Source organism: Rhodococcus triatomae, assembly GCF_014217785.1.
Classification (GTDB): Bacteria; Actinomycetota; Actinomycetes; order Mycobacteriales; family Mycobacteriaceae; genus Rhodococcus_F; species Rhodococcus_F triatomae.
The window spans coordinates 2223009-2245463 of the sequence record NZ_CP048814.1; the positions used below are offsets into that span (position 1 = coordinate 2223009).

The 22455-nt window shown below is 69.7% G+C and carries 23 protein-coding genes; 18 read left to right on the forward strand and 5 right to left on the reverse strand.

From position 1 onward, the window contains the following. Positions 1-110 precede the first annotated feature (110 nt). The 9 genes from G4H71_RS10415 (at position 111) to G4H71_RS10455 (ending at position 9107) form a co-directional block, all read left to right on the forward strand. On the forward strand, positions 111-779 hold the full coding sequence (locus tag G4H71_RS10415; protein ID WP_072738899.1) for a fasciclin domain-containing protein: 669 nt from the start codon (positions 111-113) through the stop codon (positions 777-779). A 69-nt stretch (positions 780-848) separates the two neighbouring features. Beyond that, complete coding sequence (locus tag G4H71_RS10420) at positions 849-2270, forward strand: NAD(P)/FAD-dependent oxidoreductase (protein ID WP_072738843.1); 1422 nt, start codon at positions 849-851, stop codon at positions 2268-2270. Continuing rightward, positions 2267-3073 (forward strand): DUF1365 domain-containing protein, encoded by an 807-nt coding sequence (locus tag G4H71_RS10425; protein ID WP_083343277.1) that lies wholly within the window; start codon positions 2267-2269, stop codon positions 3071-3073. Before G4H71_RS10420 ends, G4H71_RS10425 begins: the two co-directional genes overlap by 4 nt. Continuing rightward, positions 3070-4458 (forward strand): SAM-dependent methyltransferase, encoded by a 1389-nt coding sequence (locus G4H71_RS10430; RefSeq protein WP_083343278.1) that lies wholly within the window; start codon positions 3070-3072, stop codon positions 4456-4458. Before G4H71_RS10425 ends, G4H71_RS10430 begins: the two co-directional genes overlap by 4 nt. Then, positions 4455-5723, forward strand: a complete 1269-nt coding sequence (locus tag G4H71_RS10435) for an SAM-dependent methyltransferase (RefSeq protein ID WP_072738842.1) — start codon at positions 4455-4457, stop codon at positions 5721-5723. Before G4H71_RS10430 ends, G4H71_RS10435 begins: the two co-directional genes overlap by 4 nt. After that, positions 5720-6559 carry a DUF1295 domain-containing protein gene (locus tag G4H71_RS10440; protein ID WP_072738841.1) on the forward strand — a complete coding sequence of 280 codons (840 nt, stop codon included), beginning with the start codon at positions 5720-5722 and terminating at the stop codon, positions 6557-6559. The genes G4H71_RS10435 and G4H71_RS10440 overlap by 4 nt, the downstream gene beginning before the upstream one ends. A gap of 65 nt (positions 6560-6624) precedes the next feature. After that, positions 6625-7197, forward strand: coding sequence for a sigma-70 family RNA polymerase sigma factor (locus tag G4H71_RS10445; protein WP_072738840.1), 573 nt, complete (start codon positions 6625-6627; stop codon positions 7195-7197). Beyond that, the gene (locus tag G4H71_RS10450) at positions 7190-7951 is read left to right on the forward strand and encodes an anti-sigma factor (RefSeq protein WP_072738839.1); all 762 of its coding nucleotides are present in this window, start codon (positions 7190-7192) and stop codon (positions 7949-7951) included. Before G4H71_RS10445 ends, G4H71_RS10450 begins: the two co-directional genes overlap by 8 nt. Positions 7952-8036: 85 nt before the next feature. Continuing rightward, a complete protein-coding gene (locus G4H71_RS10455; RefSeq protein WP_246442286.1) occupies positions 8037-9107 on the forward strand; it encodes a serine aminopeptidase domain-containing protein in 1071 nt (356 codons plus the stop codon). A gap of 117 nt (positions 9108-9224) precedes the next feature. Here G4H71_RS10455 and G4H71_RS10460 read toward each other — a convergent pair whose 3' ends face one another. The 3 genes from G4H71_RS10460 to G4H71_RS10470 form a co-directional block, all read right to left on the reverse strand. Then, positions 9225-9518: a DUF4193 domain-containing protein gene (locus G4H71_RS10460; RefSeq protein ID WP_072738838.1), complete on the reverse strand. Its 294-nt coding sequence runs from the start codon at positions 9516-9518 to the stop codon at positions 9225-9227. A 141-nt stretch (positions 9519-9659) separates the two neighbouring features. Continuing rightward, complete coding sequence (locus G4H71_RS10465; RefSeq protein ID WP_072738837.1) at positions 9660-10331, reverse strand: SDR family oxidoreductase; 672 nt, start codon at positions 10329-10331, stop codon at positions 9660-9662. Positions 10332-10340: 9 nt separating this feature from the next. Further along, complete coding sequence (locus G4H71_RS10470; protein ID WP_072738836.1) at positions 10341-10949, reverse strand: LysE/ArgO family amino acid transporter; 609 nt, start codon at positions 10947-10949, stop codon at positions 10341-10343. A 72-nt stretch (positions 10950-11021) separates the two neighbouring features. Here G4H71_RS10470 and G4H71_RS10475 point away from each other — a divergent pair, with 72 nt between their 5' ends. After that, entirely contained in the window at positions 11022-11903 is an 882-nt protein-coding gene (locus tag G4H71_RS10475; RefSeq protein ID WP_072738835.1) for a LysR family transcriptional regulator ArgP, read from the forward strand. A 7-nt stretch (positions 11904-11910) separates the two neighbouring features. Here G4H71_RS10475 and G4H71_RS10480 read toward each other — a convergent pair whose 3' ends face one another. Then, entirely contained in the window at positions 11911-12342 is a 432-nt protein-coding gene (locus tag G4H71_RS10480) for a TIGR03668 family PPOX class F420-dependent oxidoreductase (protein WP_072738834.1), read from the reverse strand. A 132-nt stretch (positions 12343-12474) separates the two neighbouring features. Here G4H71_RS10480 and G4H71_RS10485 point away from each other — a divergent pair, with 132 nt between their 5' ends. Beyond that, entirely contained in the window at positions 12475-13476 is a 1002-nt protein-coding gene (locus tag G4H71_RS10485; protein ID WP_072738895.1) for a PHP domain-containing protein, read from the forward strand. Positions 13477-13518: 42 nt separating this feature from the next. On the opposite strand, the gene G4H71_RS10490 is transcribed toward G4H71_RS10485, so the two are convergent. Next, positions 13519-14901 carry an MFS transporter gene (locus tag G4H71_RS10490; RefSeq protein ID WP_072738894.1) on the reverse strand — a complete coding sequence of 461 codons (1383 nt, stop codon included), beginning with the start codon at positions 14899-14901 and terminating at the stop codon, positions 13519-13521. Between the two features lie 357 nt (positions 14902-15258). On the opposite strand from G4H71_RS10490, the gene G4H71_RS10495 reads away from it, so the two are divergent. The 7 genes from G4H71_RS10495 to G4H71_RS10525 are packed head-to-tail and all read left to right on the forward strand — an operon-like array spanning position 15259 to position 22441. Beyond that, on the forward strand, positions 15259-15816 hold the full coding sequence (locus G4H71_RS10495; protein WP_072738893.1) for an FAS1-like dehydratase domain-containing protein: 558 nt from the start codon (positions 15259-15261) through the stop codon (positions 15814-15816). Next, the gene (locus tag G4H71_RS10500; RefSeq protein WP_072738833.1) at positions 15813-16223 is read left to right on the forward strand and encodes a Zn-ribbon domain-containing OB-fold protein; all 411 of its coding nucleotides are present in this window, start codon (positions 15813-15815) and stop codon (positions 16221-16223) included. The genes G4H71_RS10495 and G4H71_RS10500 overlap by 4 nt, the downstream gene beginning before the upstream one ends. Continuing rightward, entirely contained in the window at positions 16220-16630 is a 411-nt protein-coding gene (locus G4H71_RS10505; protein ID WP_072738832.1) for a hotdog family protein, read from the forward strand. Before G4H71_RS10500 ends, G4H71_RS10505 begins: the two co-directional genes overlap by 4 nt. Further along, positions 16627-17811, forward strand: a complete 1185-nt coding sequence (locus tag G4H71_RS10510; protein WP_072738892.1) for a lipid-transfer protein — start codon at positions 16627-16629, stop codon at positions 17809-17811. Before G4H71_RS10505 ends, G4H71_RS10510 begins: the two co-directional genes overlap by 4 nt. Before the next feature lie 33 nt (positions 17812-17844). Continuing rightward, positions 17845-19050, forward strand: a complete 1206-nt coding sequence (locus G4H71_RS10515; RefSeq protein WP_072738831.1) for a DegT/DnrJ/EryC1/StrS family aminotransferase — start codon at positions 17845-17847, stop codon at positions 19048-19050. Positions 19051-19055: 5 nt separating this feature from the next. Then, the gene (locus tag G4H71_RS10520; protein ID WP_072738891.1) at positions 19056-20225 is read left to right on the forward strand and encodes a steroid 3-ketoacyl-CoA thiolase; all 1170 of its coding nucleotides are present in this window, start codon (positions 19056-19058) and stop codon (positions 20223-20225) included. Then, positions 20225-22441, forward strand: coding sequence for an acyl-CoA dehydrogenase family protein (locus G4H71_RS10525; protein ID WP_072738830.1), 2217 nt, complete (start codon positions 20225-20227; stop codon positions 22439-22441). Before G4H71_RS10520 ends, G4H71_RS10525 begins: the two co-directional genes overlap by 1 nt. Positions 22442-22455: the final 14 nt, after the last annotated feature.

The following is a 22455-nucleotide window of genomic DNA, read 5'->3' on the forward strand; positions in this document are numbered from 1 at the left end:
TCACGATCCGGCCTCGGATCGATGTAGTGGCCGATCCGCCACCTATCCGCCGGGCCGTCGGCTCCGAAGACCACGTGAATGTCACCGATCGCACGGAACGAGGGATTGTCATGAGAACACCGACTCGAGTATTCGCAGCCGCAGCCGGAGCCGCGGTTCTGCTGCTGGGCGCGGCCTGTACGTCCGACGACGACACGGCGTCCGAGACCACCGGGGCGGAGGCCACCACCGACGCGATGACCACCGATCCGGCGACCGCTACCGGCACGGCCGACGCGACGGCCGCAGGTCCCGTGGGGCCGGGCTGCGCCGAGTACGCGCAGATGGTGCCGGACGGACCGGGTTCGATCGACGGAATGGCGCAGGAACCGGTCGCCGTCGCGGCCTCGAACAACCCGATGCTCACCCAGCTCACCGCCGCGGTGTCGGGCCAGCTCAACCCCGAGGTCAACCTGGTCGACACGCTCAACAGTGGTGAGTTCACGGTGTTCGCACCGGTGGATTCGGCCTTCGCGCAGATCGATCCGGCCACGCTCGACGTGCTGAGCACCGATGCGGCGATGCTGACCGACATCCTCACCTACCACGTGGTGCCGGGACAGGTGGCTCCGGACGAGATCGTCGGGGACCACGCCACGGTGCAGGGTGGCATGGTGACCGTGTCCGGGACCCCACAGTCGCTGATGGTCAACGAGGCCGGCGTCGTGTGCGGTGGCGTGGAAACCGCCAACGCGACGGTCTACCTCGTCGACGCGGTGCTGATGCCCCCGCAGCAGTGACGGCCGGCCGGAACCGTGTGACACGGAACCGGCTGTGATCCGAGGCGCCGGCGGCTCCGAATACCTGGCATGGACCAGGAAATTCCAGGAAGCCGCCGGCGCTTCGCCGTGATCGGAAGCGGTGTCGCCGGACTCACCGCCGCGTACGTCCTCTCCCGCACCGACGACGTCACTCTGTACGAGGCGGACGACCGGCTCGGCGGGCACGCCCACACCCACCATCTCACCGTCGGTGACAACTGCGACGTAGCCGTCGACGGTGACAACTGCGACGTAGCCGTCGACGGTGACAACTGCGACGTGGCCGTCGACTCCGGCTTCATCGTGCACAACGACCGCACCTACCCGACCCTCCTGCGGTTGTTCGACGAACTCGGTGTCCGCACACAGGAGACGGACATGTCGATGTCCGTCCGCTCCGACCCGGAGAACGGCGCGCACACCGGGGGCCTCGAATACGCCGGCGCCCGGGGCGTGCGCGGGCTGTTCCCGTCCACGGCGAACCTGCTGCGGCCACGGTTCTGGAAGATGCTCACCGAGATCCGGCGCTTCCACCGCGCCGCCACCGCTCTCCTCGCCGAGCCACCCGGGGCGGCCGGTGCCGACGAACCGCTCGGCGAGTTCCTGGAGCGGCACGGATTCGGGGAGTACTTCACCAGGTACTTCATGACTCCCCTGGTCGCCGCCGTGTGGTCGTGCGATCCGGGTCTCGCCCTGCGGTATCCCGCCCGCTACCTGTTCACCTTCCTCGACCACCACGGGATGCTCACGGTGTTCGGGTCGCCGACGTGGCGCACCGTCACCGGAGGCTCGGCCCGGTACGTCGAGGCGGTGGCGGACCGGATCGGCGAGGTCCTCACCGGCACCGGTGTGGCCGAGTTGCAGCGCAGCGGCGACGGGGTGTGCATCGTCGACACCGGCGGGGAGGTCCGCTATTTCGACGGAGCCGTCGTGGCGGTGCATCCCGATCAGGCACTCGACCTGCTCGCCGCCCCCACCGCGACCGAGCGTGCGGTACTCGGTGCGATCGGCTACTCGGTCAACCACGCACAGCTGCACACCGACACCACGATGCTGCCGCGCGCCGTCCGTGCCCGTGCGTCCTGGAACTACCTGGTGCCGAAGCACACCGATGCCTCCGGCGGAGTGCTCGTCACCTACGACATGACGAGGTTGATGCGTCTCGACCCGGCCCGCACGGGCGGCAGGCGGTTCCTCGTCACGCTCGGTGGCAGCCACCGCGTCGATCCGGCGACCGTGCTCGCGGAGATGACGTACCGGCACCCGCAATACACGCCGGAGTCCGTGACCGCACGGTCCCGGCTGCCCGAACTCGATTCCGACGTCGTGGCCTTCGCCGGCGCCTACCACGGCTGGGGTTTCCACGAGGACGGCGCCGCCTCCGGCCTGCGGGCCGCCGAACGCCTCGGTGGCCGGTGGGACCTCCCGCAGACCGCGGACACACGACGAGAACGGGAGAACGCGCGATGACCACACGCACCTCGACCACACGCACCTCGACGACACGCACCTCGACGACACCGGACGAGACCACCGCCCTGTACGACACCACCATCCGGCACGTCCGGCGGGCGCCGGTCCACCACGCCTTCGAGTACCGCAGCTACAGCTGGTTCCTCGACGTGGACCGCCCGCCGCGACTGCCCCGATGGCTCCATCCTTTCGTGAGTTTCCGGGCCGGGGACCACCTCGCCCCGGCAGCGGGCGGGGACACACTGCGCGCCCGCGTCGACGACGTCCTCGCCGGCCACGGCATCGATCTCCGCGGCGGCCGCGTGACGGCCCTGATGAACGCCCGGGTGCTCGGGTACGTGTTCGATCCGCTGACCCTGTTCTGGTGCCACGACCTCGACGGCACGCTCGTCGCCGTGATCGCCGAGGTGCACAACACGTACGGCGGCCGGCACAGCTACGTCGTGCGGGTCGACGGCGACGGGCGGGCCGAGGTCGGCAAGGAGTTCTACGTGTCCCCGTTCAACGAGGTGGACGGCCACTACTCGCTGGTCCTGCCCGAACCCGGGGAGCGGTTGGCCGTGACGGTCGTCCTGCACCGGCCGGGAGCGCCGCCGTTCACCGCGACGATGCGGGGAACCCGGGTGCCTGCGGTGCCCTCCGCGATCGTGCGCCGGCAGGTGCGTGCCCCGCTGGCTCCGCTGGCGGTGGCGGCACGAATCCGGATACAGGGCATCGCGCTCTGGGTCCGGGGGCTGAAGCCGACGCCCCGGCCCGCCCTCCCCGATTCCCCGCACCGCGAGAAGGAGACCTTCCGATGACCGTCCACCCCGACGACACCGTCCACCCGGACGACACCGATCGTTCCGACGCGTCCGACCGGGTGGACGCGGCCCTGTGGCCGGATGTCGCCACCGTGCCCACGGGCCCGCGCGCGGCAGTGGCGGCTCGGGTGGCACGGTGGATGTTCCACCGGGTGGCCCGGCAATTGCCGGTCCGCATCGAATACCCCGACGGCCGACTGGTCGGTGCCCACGAGGGCGCGGAGATCCTGCCGCGGATGATCCTCCGTGACCCCGACGCCTTCGCGCGACGGGTGGGAACCTCGGGGCTCATCGGCTTCGGCGAGTCGTACATGGCCGGCGACTGGACGTCCCCGGATCTCGCGGCGGTGCTCGAGGTGTTCGCGACCCGGATGAGCACCCTCGTCCCGCCGGCGCTGCAACGGCTCCGGGCACTGTATGTCGCGCGGCAGCCGGACAGTGAGCTCGGGACCAGCGGAAACACCCGCGCCAACGTCGCACGCCACTACGACCTGTCCAACGAGCTGTTCGAGACGTTCCTGGACGAGACCATGACGTACTCGAGCGCGGTGTTCGATTCCGTAGCGTCCGATTCCGTAGCGTCCGATTCCGTGGTGCCCGATCCCGCGCCGAGCCGGGCGGGCACCGGCCCGGGCCAGGCCGATCTGGCTCCCGCGCAGCGACGCAAGATCGACCGGCTGCTCGATGCCGCGGGGGTCGGCCCGGGAACCCGGCTGCTCGAGATCGGCACCGGGTGGGGCGAGCTGTGCCTGCTGGCGGCCCGTCGCGGTGCCACCGTCCGGTCGATCACACTGTCCACTCGGCAGCGAGATCTGGCCCGCCACCGCGTTGCCGAGGCCGGGCTGGCCGACCGGGTGCAGATCGATCTGCTCGACTACCGCGCCCTCGACGGCGAGTACGACGCCGTGGTGTCGGTGGAGATGATCGAGGCCGTCGGCCACGACTACTGGCCGGACTACTTCCGCACTCTCGACCGCGTACTCGCACCGGACGGCCGGGTCGCTCTGCAGGCGATCACGATGCCGCACGAGCGCATGCTGGCCACCCGGCGTACCTACACCTGGATCCAGAAGTACATCTTCCCCGGCGGTCTGCTGCCCTCCGTGGAGGCGATCGAGTCCGTCGCCCGCACGCACACCGGGCTGAGGGTGATCGACAACGTGTCGATGGGTCCGCACTACGCGCAGACCCTGCGGTTGTGGAAGGAACGGTTCGCCGCCCGTGCCACCGACGTGACGCGGCTCGGCTTCGACGACACGTTCCGCCGGATGTGGCACTTCTATCTGTCCTACTCGGAGGCGGGATTCCGCTCCGGATACATCGACGTCGCGCAGTTCGTCCTCGCCCGGACTGAGCCCACACGAACGGGAGACCCGGCATGAACGTGGCACACGAACTGGAACGCGCTCTGCGTCCCGTGGTCGGCGGGGACCTGCCGGTGCACCTCACCGCGTGGGACGGCAGCACTGCCGGGCCGGTGGACGCTCCGCGAGTTGTCCTGACGAGTCCACGGGCACTACGCCGGATGTTGTGGAATCCGGGTGAACTCGGTGCGGCGCAGGCGTATGTCACCGAAGACCTGGACGTGAACGGGGATCTCGTCGCGGCGCTCGACCACGTCTGGGACGTGGCCCGCCGCCGCGGGCTCGGCGGAGTGCGTCCGGGGCCGGTCACCCTCGCGCGGGCGGTGGCGGTAGCGGCGCGGGTCGGAGCACTCGGGCCGCGTCTGCCGAATCCGTCCAGTCAGGCGCACATTCGCGGGCGGCGGCACAGCCGACGTCGGGATCGGAAGGTGATCAGCCATCACTACGACCTGACTCACGAGTTCTACGGACTGATCCTCGATTCTCGAATGGCGTACTCCAGCGCGTATTTCACGATTCATCCCGAGGTTTCTCCACAGGCTGTGGATGGAGAGCTCGAGGATGCCCAGCGCGACAAACTCGACCTCGTGTGCCGCAAGGTGGGGCTGGAGCCGGGCATGCGTTTCCTCGACATCGGTTGCGGCTGGGGAGCGCTGAGCCTGCATGCGGCGACCGAGTACGGCGCCCGCGTCGTCGGCGTCACCCTCTCCCGCGAACAGAAGCAGTACGCCGACGCCCGGATCGCGGCCCTCGGGCTGGATTCCATCGTCGAGATCCGGGTGCAGGACTATCGGGAGATCTCCGGCGGTGACCTGCTCGCGGACGGTGGATTCGACGCGGTGGCGTCGCTCGAGATGGGTGAGCACGTCGGCGAGAAGAACTATCCGCGCTATGCGCGGACGCTCTTCGACGCGGCTCGCCCGGGCGCGCGGGTACTGATCCAGCAGATGTGCCGGACCGGACGGCACCGTGGGGGCGGGCCGTTCATCGAAGCGTTCATCGCCCCGGACATGACCATGCGGCCGACCGAGGAGACCGTCGATCTCCTCACCGACGGCGGGCTCGAACCGGTCGACGTGGAGCCGATGCGCGAGCACTACGTCCGGACCGTCGACGGCTGGCTCGCCAACTTCGAACGCAACTACGACCGGATCGTCGATCTCGTCGGCGTCGAGACGGCGCGGGTGTGGCGGCTGTACCTCGTCGGCGGCCGGGCCAGTTTCGCGCAGGGCCGGATGGGCGTGGACCAGATACTGCTCCGTCGGCCGGAGGTGGCGTCATGACCGGATTCGATCTCGCGTCGTTCGGGGCGGTGGCTCTGACGAGCCTGCTGGCTCTCGCGTTCCTGCAGGCCGGAACGTTTTTCGTGGCGCGCAGACTCGGCCGCTACAACGTCGTCGACGTGGTGTGGGGTCCCGGTTTCGTGCTGGTCGCCGGGGTGGCCCCGCTCGTGGGCAGCGGCGACGGTGCGCGAGCGCTCCTGCTGTTCGCTCTCACCGGAATCTGGGGGATCCGGCTGGGCGTGCACATCGCGGCGCAGAGCCGCGGCAAGGGCGAGGACCCGCGCTACGAGGAGATGCTGGAGCGCTCCGGCGGTGCCACCGAGCGATCCGGCGGTGGCACCGCGTCGGCGTCGGCGGCCGTGGCGATCCGCAAGATCTTCCTCACCCAGGGGCTCGCCCAGTGGTTCGTGTCGCTGCCGCTCCAGGTCTCGGCGGCGGCGGGCCCGACCCGGGGCGTGGGGTGGATCGTGCTCGGGCTGGGCGTGGCCGTGTGGCTCGTCGGGTTCTGTTTCGAGGCGATCGGCGACCGGCAACTCGCCCGGTACAAGGCGGATCCGGACCGGGGCCCGGTGATGGACCGCGGCCTGTGGGGATGGACGCGGCATCCGAACTACTTCGGCGACGCGGCCGTCTGGTGGGGGATCTGGTTGGTCGCCGCCGCCGTCTGGCCGGGTGTGCTCACCGTGGTGGCGCCGATCGTCATGACCTACTTCCTCGTCCACGCGACCGGCGCGCGCCTCCTGGAGAAGTCGATGGAGAAACGTCCCGGATATCGCGAGTACCAGCAGCGCACCAGTTTCTTCCTGCCGCGGCCGCCACGTTCCGGGGGGTCGTGATGTACGCCTTCGCGCAACCGACCCGTGGACCCACTAGGCTGTGCCTCCATGAGCGGAGGCTGCCGGTGACCGTCCTCGACGGGGAGAACGCCGCCCTGACGACGCTGCTCGCCCGCATCGCGGCGGGCGAGCGTCAGGCGTTCGGCGACTTCTACTCCCGCACCAGTTCCCGCGTGTACGGCATGGTGGTCCGGGTACTGCGCGACCCCGGCTACAGTGAGGAGACCACGCAGGAGGTGTACCTGCAGGTCTGGCGCTCGGCCGGCAGCTTCGACCCCAATCGTGGCTCGGCGCTGTCCTGGCTCATCACGCTCGCCCATCGCCGCGCGATCGACCGGGTGCGTTCGGAGCAGTCGGCGGCGGACCGGGAATCGGTGTACGGCTCGACCACCCGCAGCACGGATTTCGACACGGTCGCCGAGGAGGTAGTGCGCCGCACCGAGGACGATCTGGTCACCGACTGCCTGGAGTCGCTCACCGATATCCAGCGCACCTCGGTGGTGCTCGCGTACTACCGCGGGTTGACCTACCGCGAGGTGGCGCAGCAACTGTCGGTGTCGCTCCCGACGATCAAGAGCCGGATCCGGGACGGTCTGATCCGGCTCGGCCGCTGCCTGGGGGTGGGACGCGATGACTGAACCGAGAGACCTGCAGCCGAACGAACCCCTCGACGACCTGGTGGACTTCGCGGCCCCCTATGCGCTCGATGCCGTCGACGACACGGAGCGTCACGCGATCGAGACCGCCGTCGAGCGTGCCTCGGCGCCGGTGCGTGAGCGTTTCGACGACGCGGTGCGGGAGGCCAGGGAGGTCATGGCCGCGCAGTCCGATGCCACCGCCCTCGCGCCGCCGCCCGAACTCTACGACCGGATCATCGCCGAGCTCACCGCTCCTGCCGACGAGAACGTCGTCGCGCTCGATGCCAGGCGCAAGCAGCGGAACCGGTTGCTCGGTGTGGCCGCCGCCGCGGCCGTGGTGGTCGCGATCGGCGTCGGTGTGGTGACGATAGGAACGCACGGTGGCGATCAGCCACCGACCCCGACCCCGGGCGTCAGTGACGTGTTCGCGGCCGACGACGTGCGTACGGCAGTCGCGCCCATCGACGGTGGGGGCACCGCGACACTCGTGTACTCGCGCACGGCCGATGCCGCCGTGCTGGTGATGAACGACGTCCCGCCACCGCCGACCGGGTCGGCGTACCAGATGTGGTTGCTGGGATCGACGCACGATCCGGTGTCCGCGGGAGTGATGGACACCGACGCGGTCGCGCCGTCCACCACCGCGTTCCTGCAGGATCTGGACCAGTCCACCAGCCTGGCCTTCACGCTCGAACCGTCCGGTGGCTCCGAGACGCCGTCCGGTGAGCCGTTCGCGGCGTTCACGCTCGAATAGCCGCACCCCGTACATCGACGAAGTACGACACACGACACAGCTGGAGGTTGGGATCATTCGTATGAGGAACAAATGGAATCGGGCTGTGGCGGCGGCACTTCTCGGTGGGGCGCTCGCGGCCGGCAGCGTGGTCTGGCCCGGCGGTGCGGCAACCGCCGCCCCGATCGAACTCGCGCCCGGCATTTCGATCGGGACGTCGGTCGGTGAGGACAGCGACGTCACCTTCGAGTCCGACGGCGTCACCTTCCACGCCAGCTTCCGCACCCCGCCCGGCGGGGCGCGGGCGGAGACGGCCGCGCTTCTGATCCCGGGCAGCGGCCCCACGGACCGCAACGGCAACGCGCCCGAGGGCGGCTTCCAGCCGAACACGCTCGCCCAGCTGGCCGACGAACTGGCACATCAGGGCATCCCGAGCCTGCGCTTCGACAAGATCGGCGTCGGCAGCACGGGCGCCGGCCTGGACTCGACCGGACACGGTTACGAGCAGCAGGTCTCCGACGCCGAGGCCGCGCTGGCCACGCTGAACGAGCTGACCGGGACCACGCCGGCGCAGACCACCGTCCTCGGACACAGCGAGGGTGGGCTCACCGCCCTGGTGCTCGGCCAGCGGCACGGTGCCGCGGGCCTGGGGTTGCTCGCGCCGCTCCCGATGCGCTACCTGGACCTCCTCGATGCGCAGATCGGCGCCTACGTCGGACGGGCCACCGAATCCGGTGATCTCAGCGCGGAGGAGGCCGATCGGGTGCGGGCCGACCTCCCGGTCGCGATCGCGTCGATCCGTGCCGACGGGACCGTGCCGGAGGGTCTGCATCCGTTGCTCGCCGAGGTGGCGCTCGGCCAGGAGAGCGCGCGATTCCTGCACGAGGCGGACAAGTACGATCCGCCGGCGCTGGCGGCCTCGCTGCCCGCGACGCTGCCGGTCCTGGTGACCTGCTCGGACCGCGATCTCAACGTCAGCTGTGCGCAGGTCGAACGCCTGGGGGCCGCCGTCGCGCCCGAGGCCCTGACCTTCGCGCACCTGACCACCGCGAACCACATGCTCGGTGAGCTGGGGCCGTTCCCGGCGATCGGCCCGGACGGGATGGCGCCCCTGCCGCTGTCGGGGGAGTTCGCGCCGGCCCTGGCCGACTGGCTCGGGCGGGTTCACCCCGGCTGAGCACCCCCCGCGACGACCAGACGCGCCCCTCCCGCTCGGGAGGGGCGCGTCTTCAGTCTGTCGGGTGATGCTGTCGAGAGTCTGTCGGGTGATGCTGTCGAGGAAACGAGGACGAGGTCAGGCGCAGTCCTTGCAGATCATCTCGGACTCGCTCGCCAGGTTGGTGCGATGCTGCACCAGGAAGCAACTGGTGCAGGTGAACTCGTCGGCCTGCTTGGGGAGGACCTTGACGCTCAGTTCCTCGCCGGACAGATCGGCGCCGGGCAGCTCGAAGGATTCGGCGACGTCCGCTTCCTCGACGTCGGCGGTGGCCGACTGCGCCTCGGTGCGGCGCACCTTCAACGCTTCGAGGGAATCCTCGCTGATTTCGTCCTCGACCGTGGTGCGGGGTGCGTCGTAGTCGGTAGGCATGTGATCTCCTCCTCGCTCAGATCAGCCCGGGCAGGTTTCCTGTTGCCCTGCTCGTCGGTGCCGTGACGGCGTCTCGTTTAGCATGACAACGCATCGGGGGGCGATTTTGTGCCCGAACCCAGAAAATCGTTCTGAACTGTGTCAACGAACTCGAAGCACGACTTCGACCGGGTGGGCGTCCGCCGGGGTCTCGACGGCGGTGCGCACCGCACGGGCCACGGTCGTGGCGCGCAGGAAGCGTTCCGGGTCGTACTCGTCGCCCTCGTGCGCGACGATCGCACGTTGCATGTCGGTGTCGATCCGCCCGGGATGGATCGAGGTGACCCGGAGCTGCGGCTCCTCGGCGCGGAGCGCGTCACCGAAGGCGCGGAGCGCGAACTTGCTCGCCGCGTAGGAACCCCAGCCGGCGTTGGCCCGCAGCCCGGCACCCGAGTTGATCAGGACGACGTGCCCGCCGGCGGCCCGCAGCGCGGGCAGCAGCAGCCGGGTCAGCTCGGCCACCGCGATCACGTTGACCTCGAGGGTGTGTCGCCACTGGTCGACGCTCGATTCCGCGACGGTGCCGAGTTCGGCGACACCGGCGTTGTGGACGAGGACGTCGAGCCGGTCGATCGAGGCGACGGCCTCGGCCACGGCGGCGTGATCGGTGAGCGGCACCGGCAGGGCTCGCGCGCCGGGGAGTTCGGCCACGATGTCGGTGAGCGACTGCTCGGTGCGGGCGCCGAGCAGCAGGTCGTGGGTGGGGGCCAGCTCGCGGGCGACGGCCGCGCCGAGGCCGCGGCCGGCTCCGGTGACGAGGGCGGTGGGACGCATGGCGCCAGGTTAGCTGCCGACGACGAGCGTCGCGGCCAGGGTCACCATGAGCGCGGCGACGCCCAGGTCCAGGTACCGCCAGGCCCGCGGTGAGGAGAAGACCCCGGACAGTCTGCGCCCGCCGATGCCGAGGGCGAGGAACCAGAGGACGCTGGCGACGGCGGCCCCCACGCCGAACCACCAGCGTCCGGTCTCCCCGTGCTGGTTCGCGATCGAGCCCAGCAGGACGACGGTGTCGAGATACACGTGCGGGTTCAGCCAGGTCAGTGCCAGGCAGGTGAGGATCACCGCGGTGCCCGACGTCGCCGCTGCCTCGGAGGCGGTCATTCCCACCGGCCGGACCGCGCGCCACAGGGCCAGGGCCGCATACGCGAGAAGGAACGCGACTCCCGCCCAACGGATCACCGGCAGGACTCCGGGTGCCCGGTCCAGCAGGGTGGCCACCCCGGCGATACCGGCGCCGATGAGCACCAGGTCCGACACGGCGCACACGACGATCGTCGGCGTGACGTGCCTGCGGCTGACGGCCTGGCGCAGGACGAAGGCGTTCTGGGCGCCGATCGCGACGATCAGCGAGAGGCCGGTGCCGAATCCGGTGGCGACGACGGGGAGGGACATGACCGTCACGCTACGAATCTCATCACCATGTCTCCAGCTCATTTTTCTGATGGGGCATTAGCATCGCTTCACATGGACATCGAGTTCGCGCAGCTGCGCACGCTGGCAGCCGTGGTCGACGAGGGCACGTTCGAGGCGGCGGCGCGGACGCTGCACGTCACGCCCTCCGCGGTGAGCCAGCGGATCAAGGCGCTCGAGCAGCAGGTGGGCGGGGTTCTGGTGCGCCGGTCGAAGCCGGTGCAGGCCACCGAGTCGGGCCAGGTCGTCCTGCGGCTGGCGAAGCAGGTCGCCCGCCTCGAACAGGATGCACTCGACGCGCTCGCCCCTACCGGCGCCGGGCCGGTGACCGTGACGATCGTCGTCAACGCGGACTCGCTGACCACATGGATGATCCCGGCGCTCGGGCGCGTCGATCCGCGGTATCGACTGCAGTTCGATCTGCGCCGTGAGGACGAGTACCACTCGGCGGAACTGTTGCGCGACGGCACCGCGATGGCGGCCGTGACGTCCGAACCCGAAGCGGTACAGGGATGTTCGGTGGTGAAACTCGGTGCCATGAGGTACCGGGCGCTGTGCAGCCCGGAGTTCGCCGGGCGGTGGTTTCCGGACGGTGCCGATGCCGAGTCGCTCGCGTCGGCGCCGGTGGTGGATTTCGACCGCAAGGACGATCTGCAGACCCGATTCCTCCGCAGGGTCACGCGGCGGCGGGTCACTCCGCCGCGGCACTACGTGCCCGGGTCCTCCGCCTACGCCGACGCGGTGCGGCACGGGCTGGGTTGGGGGATGGTCCCTCAGGTGCAGGCGGCCGCCGACCTCGCCGCGGGAGCCTTCGTGGAGGTGCTGCCCGACGCGTTCATCGACGTCCCGCTGTACTGGCAGCGGTGGAAGCTCGACTCCCCCGCGTTGGCCGCCGTCACCGACGCGGTGCGGGAGGGTGCGCGCGGAGCGCTGTGACGACGGTTCACAGATCGCCGTGGGCGGACCATGCGTGCCAGCGCAGATTCCGCACCGCGACGACGGGACCACGGGGTCGTTCTCGCCGGTAGCGTGGGTACTTGTCCGCGAGGAGGTCGACAGCGCGTCGTGCTTCCTCGGCGGCCGCATCGACAGGCTCGGCCGGCGTCAGGATCGAGGCGTCACCGTCCACCCGCACCCACCACAGCTGAGCCCAGTTGTCGTCGTAGTGGTCGACGAGGACGCTCACCTGTGGGCGGGCCGCGATGTTGCGTAGCCGTTTCAGGTGCCGGGTGGTCTTCGGTTTCTCGTCCACGCAGGTGTAGAGGGTCTCGGCGAAGAGCGTGAAGACGAGGGGAACCACGTGCGGGGTGCCGTCGGCGTCGGCGGTCGCCAGGCGCGCGACGCGGGCCTCGGCGAATCTCTCGCGTGCGCTCACCGGCTGCCTCCTCCCTCCCGGGCGTGAACTCGACTCTCCGTGCGGGGTCTGTTCCCGGACGGTACGTCGTCGTCGCGTGGCACGTTGCGCGAATCACTGCATCCGGCGGGCGGTCCGCGCCACCATGGAGTCATGGATCCGGTGGCGGCCTTGCGGGAGACGGCGTTCTGGCTGGAGCGCTCGCGAGCGGACTCGCATCGTGTCCAGGCGTACCGGCGTGCCGCCGACGTCGTGGCGGACCTGTCCGAGCACGAGCGCGCGCGTCGACGCCGCGACGACAGCTGGACCGAGTTGGCGGGCATCGGACCGAAGACGGCGGCGGTGATCCGCGAATCCTTCGACGGGGTGCCCGAGTACCTGGCCCGGTTGCGTGACGAGGCGGAGCCGATCGGTGGCGGTGCGTTGCGTGAGGCGCTGCGTGGGGACCTGCACACGCACTCGGACTGGTCGGACGGTGGTAGCCCGATCGCGGAGATGATGCAGGTCGCGGCGGCGCTGGGGCACGAATACTGTGCGCTCACCGACCACTCCCCTCGCCTCACCGTCGCGAACGGGCTGTCCGCCGAGCGATTGCGGCAGCAGCTCGACGTGGTCGGCGACTTGCAGGACAAGATCCCGTCGATGCGCATTCTCACCGGGATCGAGGTCGACATCCTCGACGACGGTTCGCTCGACCAGGACGAGGGACTGCTGGCGGAACTCGACGTCGTCGTGGCGAGCGTGCATTCGAAACTGCGTGCCGAACGCGGCGCGATGACGCGGAGAATGCTTGCCGCCGTGGAGAACCCGCTCGTCGACGTGCTGGGGCATCCCACCGGCAGGCTGGTGGAGGGCGGTCGCGGGACCAGGCCGGAGTCGCAGTTCGATGCCGAGAAGGTGTTCGCCGCCTGCCGTGACGCGGGAACGGCCGTGGAGATCAATGCGCGTCCCGAGCGCCGGGACCCGCCGCGCCGGCTCATCGAACTGGCCCGCGACCTCGGCTGCGTCTTCTCCATCGACACCGACGCGCACGCTCCGGGCCAGCTGGCGTGGCAGGGCTACGGGTGCGAACGGGCCACCGCGTGCGGCGTCGAGGCGGACCGGGTGATCAACACCTGGCCGGTGGAGCGCTTGCTGGACTGGACGCGGGACTGACGACGCACGGTGGACGGGCGTCCTCCCCGGGGTGCCGGACCCTCAGGTCGACGTCCTGTCGGTGTAGACGCTGCCCCTGCGGATCAGCAGGGTGAAGCCGAGGGTGACGAGACCCGCGACGATCATCATCGCGCCGACCGTGTTCAGTCCGCTCACGCTGGGCGCGCCGCCGGTCGCCGCCGTCGCCGAGGAGGCGAGCAGCATCGTCGCGATCGACGTGCCGATGCCCTGGCCGCCCGTGCGCAGGACGGCGTTGGTCCCGGTCGCCTCGCTCGTGTTGCCCTCGGGAACCGCCTCGACGATGAGATTGGGCAGGGCGGTGAACGCGAACGCGGTGCCGATCGACACGGTGACGATCATCGCGGCCATGCCGATCACCGAATCGTGGAGGAGCAGCATCATCGCACTGCTCACCGTGAACAGTGTGGTGCCGAGCAGCATTGCCGCCCGTGAGCCGACGGCACGGGTGATGCGTCCGCTCAGTGGCGTGAACACGAAGCCGAACAGCGATCCGACGAACGACAGCAGGCCGGCGTTGGTCGGCGAGATGCCGAGGCCGAACGGTGCCGTGGTCGGTGATTGCAGGATCATCGGAATGATCATCGTGCTCACACCCATCGGGCCGATCGCGATCGCCAGTGTCGCGCACATCGTCAGGGCGACCTTGCGGTCGGTGAACAACTTGACGTTGACGATCGGATCGGGGACGCGTAGTTCCCATGCCACCCACATCGCGAGGACGGCCAGCCCGCCGAGTACGAAACCGAGGGTGCGAGGGTCGGCGAATCCCCATTCGCCGGACTTGTTGATGCCCAGGAGAACGGCGGCGATCGCGGGTGCGAACGCCAGTGTGCCGATGTAGTCGACCCGCTGGGTCGTGCCCGGGGCAGGACGCCACGGCAACACGAAGACCACCAACAGCAGCGCGAAGACCGCGTACACGGCCGCGACGACGAAGATCATGTGCCAGCTCGCGTGATCGAGCATCACGCCGGCGACCAGCAGAGACGCCGAGCCCGCGGCGATGGCCGACCCGGAGATGATCGCGACGGCGACCGGGACCTTCGCGGCAGGAAGATGCGAACGCGCCAGACCGATACACAGCGGCAGGATTGCCCCGGCGACCCCCTGGATCGCCCGGCCGACGATCACGCTGCCGATGCTGTCGCCGAGTGCGCTGACGAGTGAGCCGACGGCGGCGGTGGCGAGCAGGATGACCAGGACACGCTCGCGACCGTACATGTCGCCGAGCCGGCCGCACACCGCTGCGGAAGCGGCAGCGACCAGGAGGAACGCGGTGACGGCCCAGCCGACGGTCGCGGCGTCGCTGTCGAACTCTCTGATGAAGGTCGGGAGGGCGGCGAACACCATCGACGTCTCGAAAGCGCTGATGATCTCGACCGCCACCAGCACGGCGATGATCAACCACGCCGGCCGCTGCCGAGCGAAACGTCCGCGGGCAGGTTCGGGTGGGTCGACGGCGGTACGGGTGTCTGCGGTACTGGTCACGGATGCGGTCCACTTCTTGACTGGCCCTGTGCCGGGCTGGGAAGGGCGTTCGCGAGCGGGGCTCGGCGAAGCGGCTGTTGGCTGTCCAGGTCTCGCCGAGTGTGGCAAAGGACGTCCGACGAGCCGGGCTCCTGACCGCTCAGTGGGACTGGTGGGCGATCGGGGATCCGAGATCGCATTCCGTTCCAACTCAACGGGAGTGGATGCCCGCGGCCGCATCGATCGACCTACCGTGGCGAAATCACTGCTCGCCGAGGAAAGGTGGCCGAAACCATGCACACACTGGATCGGCAGTTCGATCAGTTTCACGGTCTGGAGGCGGAGCCGCCGCGGGTGTCGAGGTATCCGGTCAACGAGGCGATGATCCGCAATTGGGTCGAGGCCCACGAGGACGACAACCCGGTCTACGTCGACGCCCGGGCCGCCCGGGAGACCGGACGCGCACAGGTGATCTGCCCCCCGGCGATGATCTCGACCTGGGTGATGGCCGGCTACCGACGTTGGCGCGAGGTGCACCGGCTCCGCGCCGAGGGACGCACCGAGGATTCGGCGTACTCCCGGCTGCTGGCGATGCTGGACGAGAGCGGGTTCACCTCGGTCGTCGCCACCGACGTCGAGCAGGACTATCACCGTGAGCTGGTGCCGGGCGACCACGTCACCGCACGTATCACGATCGAGTCGATCTCTCCGGTCAAACGCACCGGGCTCGGGGACGGTCGCTTCCTCACCCTGCACAAGCGCTACGAGAACCAGAACGGTGAGTTGCTCGTGGAGGAGCGGTTCCGGCTGCTCCGGTTCGATCCGAGCACGGCCGGGGAGGCGCGCCGATGACCGCCGTACCCCCGTTGATCGTCACTCAGGACAACGAATTCTGGTTCGCTGCAGCGAGAGACGGACGCCTGGTGATCCAGCGATGTAGCGATTGCGGCACGCTGCGGCATCCCCCGGGCCCGGCCTGCCCGGCTTGCTGCTCCTTCGCCTGGGACACCGTCGAGTCCACCCGGAAGGCCGTCCTGCACAGCTGGACCGTGATCCACCATCCCCAGGATCCGGCATTCGAGTACCCCCTCGCCGTCGGCCTGGTCGATCTCGAGGAGGGAATCAGGATCGTCGCCGACATCGCCGGTGTCGACCACGACCGGCTCGAGCCCGGCACGGAACTCGAGGTCTGCTTCGTCGAGCACGCGCACGGCGAAGTTCTCCCCCAACTGCGCCCACCCACGATCGGAGTCGAATGATGTTGCCACAGTGCAGAGTAGGAACGTCGCTGCCCGAGCTGGACCTCGTCATCGATCGCAGCACGATCGTGGCCGCCGCGCTCGCCTCGCAGGACTTCGAGGACGTCCACCACGATCCGGGGGCTGCGCAGGGGCGCGGGACGCCGGACATCTTCATGAGCATCAACTCGACCAACGGATTCGTGGACCGGTTCGTCACCGATTGGGCCGGGCCCGCGTCGCGGATCCGGCGGACCGCGCTACGGCTGGGGGTGCCGAACTTCCCCGGCGACACCATGCGGATGACCGGTGAGGTCACCGCGGTCGACGGCGACGTCGTCACGCTCGAGGTCCTCGGACGCAACGACCGTGGAGTGCACGTGACGGCCTCGGTGACCGTGGGCCCGTACGCGGGAGCGTGGCGGTGACCGGCCGGGAGCTGTCCGGGGTGGCGGCCATTGCCGGGATCGGCGCCACGGAGTTCTCCAAGAACTCCGGCCGCAGCGAGTGGCAGCTGGCGTGCGAGAGCGTCCTCGCCGCACTGGAGGACGCGCAGATCGGTGTCGAAGAGGTCGACGGGTTCGCGCTGTTCACGATGGAGACCAACCCGGAGATCGCTGTCGCCCGCGCTCTCGGTATCCCCGAGCTCAGGTTCTTCAGCCGAATCCCGCACGGCGGTGGCGGCGCCTGCGCCCCGGTGCAGCAGGCTGCCCTCGCCGTGGCCGGCGGCGTCGCGGACGTCGTCGTGGTGTACCGCGCTTTCAACGAGCGCTCGGGCCACCGGTTCGGTTCCGGTCCGCCGCCGTTCGCGTACACCGCGAACACCGACCAGGAGTATCGGAACTGGATCAACCCCTACGGGCTGCTCACGCCCGCGCAGCAGGAGGCTTTCCTGGCGCGGCGCTACATGCACAAGTACGGAGCCACCAGCGCCGACTTCGGGCAGATCTCCGTTCTCTCCCGCAAGCACGCGGCGACCAACCCGAAGGCGTGGTTCCACGGGCGTCCGATCACCCTCGACGACCACCAGAACTCGAAGCTCATCGCGGACCCGTTGCGTCTGCTCGACTGCTGCCAGGAGAGCGACGGCGGTCAGGCGCTGGTCATCGTCAGTGCCGAACGCGCCCGGGACCTGCCGCATCCGCCGGCGATCATCTCCGCCGCGGCACAGGGAGTCGGCCCCCAGCAGATCTCGATGAGCAGCTACTACCGCGACGACATCGACGAGATGCCCGAGGTCGACCTGGTCGCCCGACAGCTCTGGGCCCAGGCCGGGATCGGTCCCGACGACATCGACGCCGCCGTGCTCTACGACGCGTTCACGCCGATGGTCTTGCTGCAGTTGGAGGAGTACGGCTTCTGCGGCCGCGGTGAGGCCAAGGATTTCATCGCGGACGGCAACCTCGAACTCGACGGCCGGCTGCCGATCAACACCCACGGCGGACAACTCGGCGAGGGGTACATCCACGGTGTCAACGGAATCGCCGAGGGCGTCCGGTTGATTCGGGGAAGTTCGGTCAACCAGCCTGCCGGGAACCTCGGCCACGTGCTCGTGACCGGGGGTTCCCCGGTGCCGCACAGCGCAATCGTGCTCTCCGCCGACCACTGACGACGACGTGACCCCACAGAAAGCAACGGGAACATGACCGAACGCATCACCTACGCCCGTGCCACTCACGGCGAAGAAGAGATCGACGCCGTGCTCGGCGTCCTCCGCAGCGGCCACCAGGGCCTGCGCATCGGAAAGAACGTCTTCGAGCTCGAGCGCCGGGTGCCCGAGTTGTCCGGCAAGCGGTTCGGGGTGATGTGCAACTCCGGGTCCTCGGGCCTCTACCTCGCCGTCGAACTGCTCGGACTGGCTCCCGGAACCGAGGTCATCACCTCACCGCTGACCTTCTCCACCGACGTCGCGCCGATCGTCCGCGCGGGTCTCGTTCCCGTCTTCGTGGACGTCGAGCCGGGTACTTTCAATATCGACGTCGCGAAGATCGAGGCGATGGTCACCGAGAAGACCGGCGCCCTCCTGATTCCCAACCTGGCGGGAAACTGTCCCGACTGGGACGCCATCCGGGAGGTGGCGGACCGGCACGGGCTGAAGGTCGTCGAGGACACGTGCGACACCCTCGGCGCCACTCTGCGCGGGACCCCCACCGGTGCGCGCGCCGACCTGAGCGTGACGAGCTTTTCGATGGCGCACATCATCACCTGCGCCGGCACCGGCGGCATGGTGATGATGGACGACGAGGACGCCCGCGATCGCGCTCTGCTGCTGCGCCGTTGGGGTCGCCGCTCGGAACCGAACCTGTTCGGCAACGGTTCGGGCCGGGTCTTCCGCGAGGATCTCGACGGTGTCGACTACGACAACGACTTCATCTTCGATCTGCTGCCGTGGAACTTCGAGCCGTCGGAGCTCGGCGCCGCCTACGGAGTGGTGCAACTCGACAAGCTGGAGCGGAACTTCGAGCGACGCAAGAAGACGTTCGCCGCCTACACCGCGGCCTATGCGGCGCACCCGGAGTTCTTCACCACGCCGGTCGAGACCGAGGGCCTCGACACCGCGTGGCTCTGCTACCCCGTGATGGTGGCCGCCGAAGCCCCGTTCTCTCGCAGCGATCTCCAGGAGTTCCTCGAATCCCGGGGCATCGACACCCGAACAGTGTGGAGTGGCAACATCACTCGCCATCCGATGATGGCAGGCATCGAGTTCGGTGCCCCCGAGGAAGGGCTACCGGAAGCGGACGCCGTGTTCGAACGGGGCATGACCCTCGGTATGAGCCACGGCCTGACCGACGACGAGGTGGCCCGCATCGGCGCGGCCATCGACGACTTCGCTGCGAAGTGGAAGTGAGTGCCGTGTCCTCTCGTTCTCGGACCGAAGCCCGTGGCACGACCCCGGTGATCGTCGACGCCGCACGGACCCCGTTCGGCAAACGCGAAGGGTGGGTCTCCGGCCTGCACGCCGCCGAGCTCCTGGGGCTCGCGCAGAGCGGGGTGCTCGAGCGGCTCGACCTCGACCCCGAACTCGTCGAACAGGCCATCGGCGGGTGCGTGACGCCGGTGGGTGAACAGTTCGGCAACATCACCCGCACCGCGTGGGTGCATGCCGGCCTGCCGACACACACCGGGGCGACCACCATCGATGCCCAGTGTGGCACTGCGCTGCAGGCGGTCCACCTGGTGGCGGGCCAGATTGCGCTGGGCGCTCTCGAGGTCGGCATGGCCTGTGGCGTGGAGCTGATGTCCCGGGTGCCGCTGACCGCGAAGGTCGGTGTCGGTCTCGGCACTCCCCGACCGGCTTCCTGGAGTGTGGACATGCCGGACCAGTACACCGCCGCCGACCGGATCGCGCGCCACCGCGGCCTCACCCGCGAGGACCTCGATGCATTCGGGCTCCGGTCTCAGGATCGCGCTCGGACAGCCTGGGAAGAGGGGCGTTTCGACCGCCAGATGATTGCCGTGACGGTGCCGAGAGAGGGCGGCGACACGAGGGTGACCCGCGATCAAGGACTGCGGGAGACCGGCATGGAGGCGCTCGCCCGGCTCCGGCCCACCGCCGACGGCGGTCTGCACACGGCGGGCACGTCCTCCCAGATCTCCGACGGGGCGGCCGCCGCGGTATTGATGACGGAAGATCGTGCCCGCACGCTGGGTGTGGCTCCGCGTGCCCGGCTGCTCGGCCAGTGCGTGATCGGTGGTGACACCGAGCTGATGCTGGACGGTCCCGTCGCGGCGGCTCGGAAGCTGTTCGACCGCACCGGCATGAAGGTCGGCGACGTGGACCTGTTCGAGGTGAACGAGGCATTCGCCTCGGTCCCCCTGTCGTTCGCGCAGGTCCACGGCGTCGATCCCGGCACGCTCAATGTCAACGGCGGCGCGATCGCACTCGGTCATCCCGCAGGCGCCACCGGCATCCGGCTGCTCGCGACCGCCGTGGACGAGCTGGAGCGACGCGACCGAGAGGTCGCCATGATCGCGATCTGCGCCTCGGCCGCCACCACCTGCATGATCGTGGAGCGCTGCTGATGCCTGTTGCACTCGACGACCACCATCGTGCCCTCGCCGACTCGGTCTCCGGCCTCGCCCGGCGACACGCACCGACCGAGAAGACCAGGGAAGGCTTCGACGAGCTCGCCACCGGAAAGCGCCCCGACATCTGGGATCACCTGGTCCGGCAGGGATTACACGCGATGCATCTGCCCGAGGAGCACGGTGGCGCCGACGGCGGGCTGCTCGACCTGGCGGTCGTCGCCGAGCAGCTCGGCCGGGCCCTGGTGCCCGGACCGTGGCTGCCGACGGTACTGACCGGCGCGATTCTGACCACCCTGGGGCCGGAGGGCGGTGCGGAGGGCCCCGTCCGGCAGATGCTCGGGAGATTCGGGGAGGGAGCCACCGGCGCGGCGGTGACCACCGGGGGGCTCGTGGCGAGCCCCGACGGGGACGGTTGGGTGGTCACCGGGACGAGCGGGCCGGTCCTCGGACTGCCCGGCGCCGACGAGGTGATCGTGCGCGCGGATCGGGACAGCGGGATGCCGCTGTGGTTCCGGCTCTCCCCCGACGTCGGGGACGTGGACGTCGCCGACGGCATCGACCTGACCCGGGCGATCGGGCGGCTCCGGCTCGATCGACGTGTCGTCGAGCCGGGTCGACTGTTGCCGACCCCCGATCCGGACCGCCTCGACCTGGTGTTCAACACCCTGCTCGCCGCCGAGGCCGCGGGCGTCGCCGGGTGGGCCCTGGACGCTGCGGTCGAGCACGTTCGCAACCGGGTGCAGTTCGGCCGGCCGGTGGGCAGCTTCCAGGCCGTGCAGCACAAGGCCGCCATGATGCTGGTCCGCACCGAGCTGGCCTGTGCGGCTGCGTGGGACGCGGCCCGTGCGGAGAACCAGGCCGCCGACCAACGCCGTCTGGCCGCGGCTCAGGCGGCGCTCACCGCTCTCCCGTCCGGGATCGACGTGGCACTCGAGTGCGTGACCCTGCTGGGCGGGATCGGCTTCACCTGGGAGCACGACGCGCACCTGTACTGGCGTCGGGCGCTGAGCATCGCGTCGGTCGCGGGCGCGGAGGACCGCTGGGCGTATCGACTCGGCGAGGCGGCGCTGGCCGGCTCCCGGGACTTCTCCTTCGTCGACGCGCACGCGCTCCCCGAGCTCCGGGCGGAGGTTGCCGCGGTGCTCGACGAGGTCGCGGAACTTCCCGACGATGCCCTCCGCAGCGACGGGTGGGCCCCGGCCCGCGGCGGCGCCCGGCGCGCGCGGCTGGCCGAGGCCGGACTGGTCGCCCCGCACTATCCCGCGCCCTACGGGCGAGGCGCCGGGCCCGAGGAACAGGCCGTGATCGCCGACATGTTCGCCGAGCGTGCGCTCGAGCAGCCGACAACCGTCATCGGCGAGTGGGTGCTCCCCACCCTGCTGGTGCACGGAACCGAGGAGCAGCAGAAGCGTTTCGTCGGTCCGACCCTGAGGTCCGAGATCGTCTGGTGCCAGTTGTTCTCCGAGCCGGGTGCCGGCTCGGACCTGGCCGGCCTGACCACCCGGGCCCGCAAGGTCGACGGCGGCTGGGTGCTGGCCGGTCAGAAGGTCTGGAACTCGATGGCCCATGAGGCGGACTGGGGTGTCTGCCTCGCCCGGACCGACCCGGACGCGCCCAGACACGAGGGGATTTCGTACTTCCTCGTGGACATGCGCAGTCCCGGACTCGACGTCCGGCCGCTACGGCAGGCGACGGGGCACGCGGAGTTCAACGAGGTGTTCCTCGACGACGTGTTCGTCCCGGACGCGTGCCTGGTCTCCGATCCCGGGGAGGGCTGGCGGCTGGCGATCACCACGCTGTCGAACGAGCGGCTGAGCATGGGCGCCCAGCTCAGCCACGGCTCGGCTCTCCGGGTGCGGGAGCTCGTCGAGTCCGGTGCCTGTGCGGCGGACCGCGACGACGTGCTCCGGGTGCTCGGGCGCAGTACGGGCCGGGAGATGGCGTTGGCGGCGCTGAACCTGCGCAGTGTGCTGGGCCGGATGTCCGGCCTCGACGTCGGCTCGGAGATCAGCGTGCAGAAGGTATTCAGCGCGATCGCTCAACGCGAGGGGTCTCGTGCGTTGGTCTCCCTGCTGGGCCCGGCCGGGGCCACTCTCGACGGCGGCCACACGATCGACCACATCGGTTTGCCCGCTGTGCTTTTCGGCGGAGGAACCATCGAAATCCAACTCAACGTCCTGGCCCGGCGGGTGCTGGAACTGCCGCGCTGAGCTCGGCCGGATCG

Coding starts and splice junctions, on each gene's coding strand:
- G4H71_RS10415 (WP_072738899.1), top strand. CDS start 111: ATGAGAACACCGACTCGAGTATTCGCAGCCGCAGCCGGAGCCGCGGTT.
- G4H71_RS10420 (WP_072738843.1), top strand. CDS start 849: ATGGACCAGGAAATTCCAGGAAGCCGCCGGCGCTTCGCCGTGATCGGA.
- G4H71_RS10425 (WP_083343277.1), top strand. CDS start 2,267: ATGACCACACGCACCTCGACCACACGCACCTCGACGACACGCACCTCG.
- G4H71_RS10430 (WP_083343278.1), top strand. CDS start 3,070: ATGACCGTCCACCCCGACGACACCGTCCACCCGGACGACACCGATCGT.
- G4H71_RS10435 (WP_072738842.1), top strand. CDS start 4,455: ATGAACGTGGCACACGAACTGGAACGCGCTCTGCGTCCCGTGGTCGGC.
- G4H71_RS10440 (WP_072738841.1), top strand. CDS start 5,720: ATGACCGGATTCGATCTCGCGTCGTTCGGGGCGGTGGCTCTGACGAGC.
- G4H71_RS10450 (WP_072738839.1), top strand. CDS start 7,190: ATGACTGAACCGAGAGACCTGCAGCCGAACGAACCCCTCGACGACCTG.
- G4H71_RS10460 (WP_072738838.1), bottom strand. CDS start 9,518: ATGCCTACCGACTACGACGCACCCCGCACCACGGTCGAGGACGAAATC.
- G4H71_RS10465 (WP_072738837.1), bottom strand. CDS start 10,331: ATGCGTCCCACCGCCCTCGTCACCGGAGCCGGCCGCGGCCTCGGCGCG.
- G4H71_RS10470 (WP_072738836.1), bottom strand. CDS start 10,949: ATGTCCCTCCCCGTCGTCGCCACCGGATTCGGCACCGGCCTCTCGCTG.
- G4H71_RS10475 (WP_072738835.1), top strand. CDS start 11,022: ATGGACATCGAGTTCGCGCAGCTGCGCACGCTGGCAGCCGTGGTCGAC.
- G4H71_RS10485 (WP_072738895.1), top strand. CDS start 12,475: ATGGATCCGGTGGCGGCCTTGCGGGAGACGGCGTTCTGGCTGGAGCGC.
- G4H71_RS10495 (WP_072738893.1), top strand. CDS start 15,259: ATGCACACACTGGATCGGCAGTTCGATCAGTTTCACGGTCTGGAGGCG.
- G4H71_RS10500 (WP_072738833.1), top strand. CDS start 15,813: ATGACCGCCGTACCCCCGTTGATCGTCACTCAGGACAACGAATTCTGG.
- G4H71_RS10505 (WP_072738832.1), top strand. CDS start 16,220: ATGATGTTGCCACAGTGCAGAGTAGGAACGTCGCTGCCCGAGCTGGAC.
- G4H71_RS10515 (WP_072738831.1), top strand. CDS start 17,845: ATGACCGAACGCATCACCTACGCCCGTGCCACTCACGGCGAAGAAGAG.
- G4H71_RS10525 (WP_072738830.1), top strand. CDS start 20,225: ATGCCTGTTGCACTCGACGACCACCATCGTGCCCTCGCCGACTCGGTC.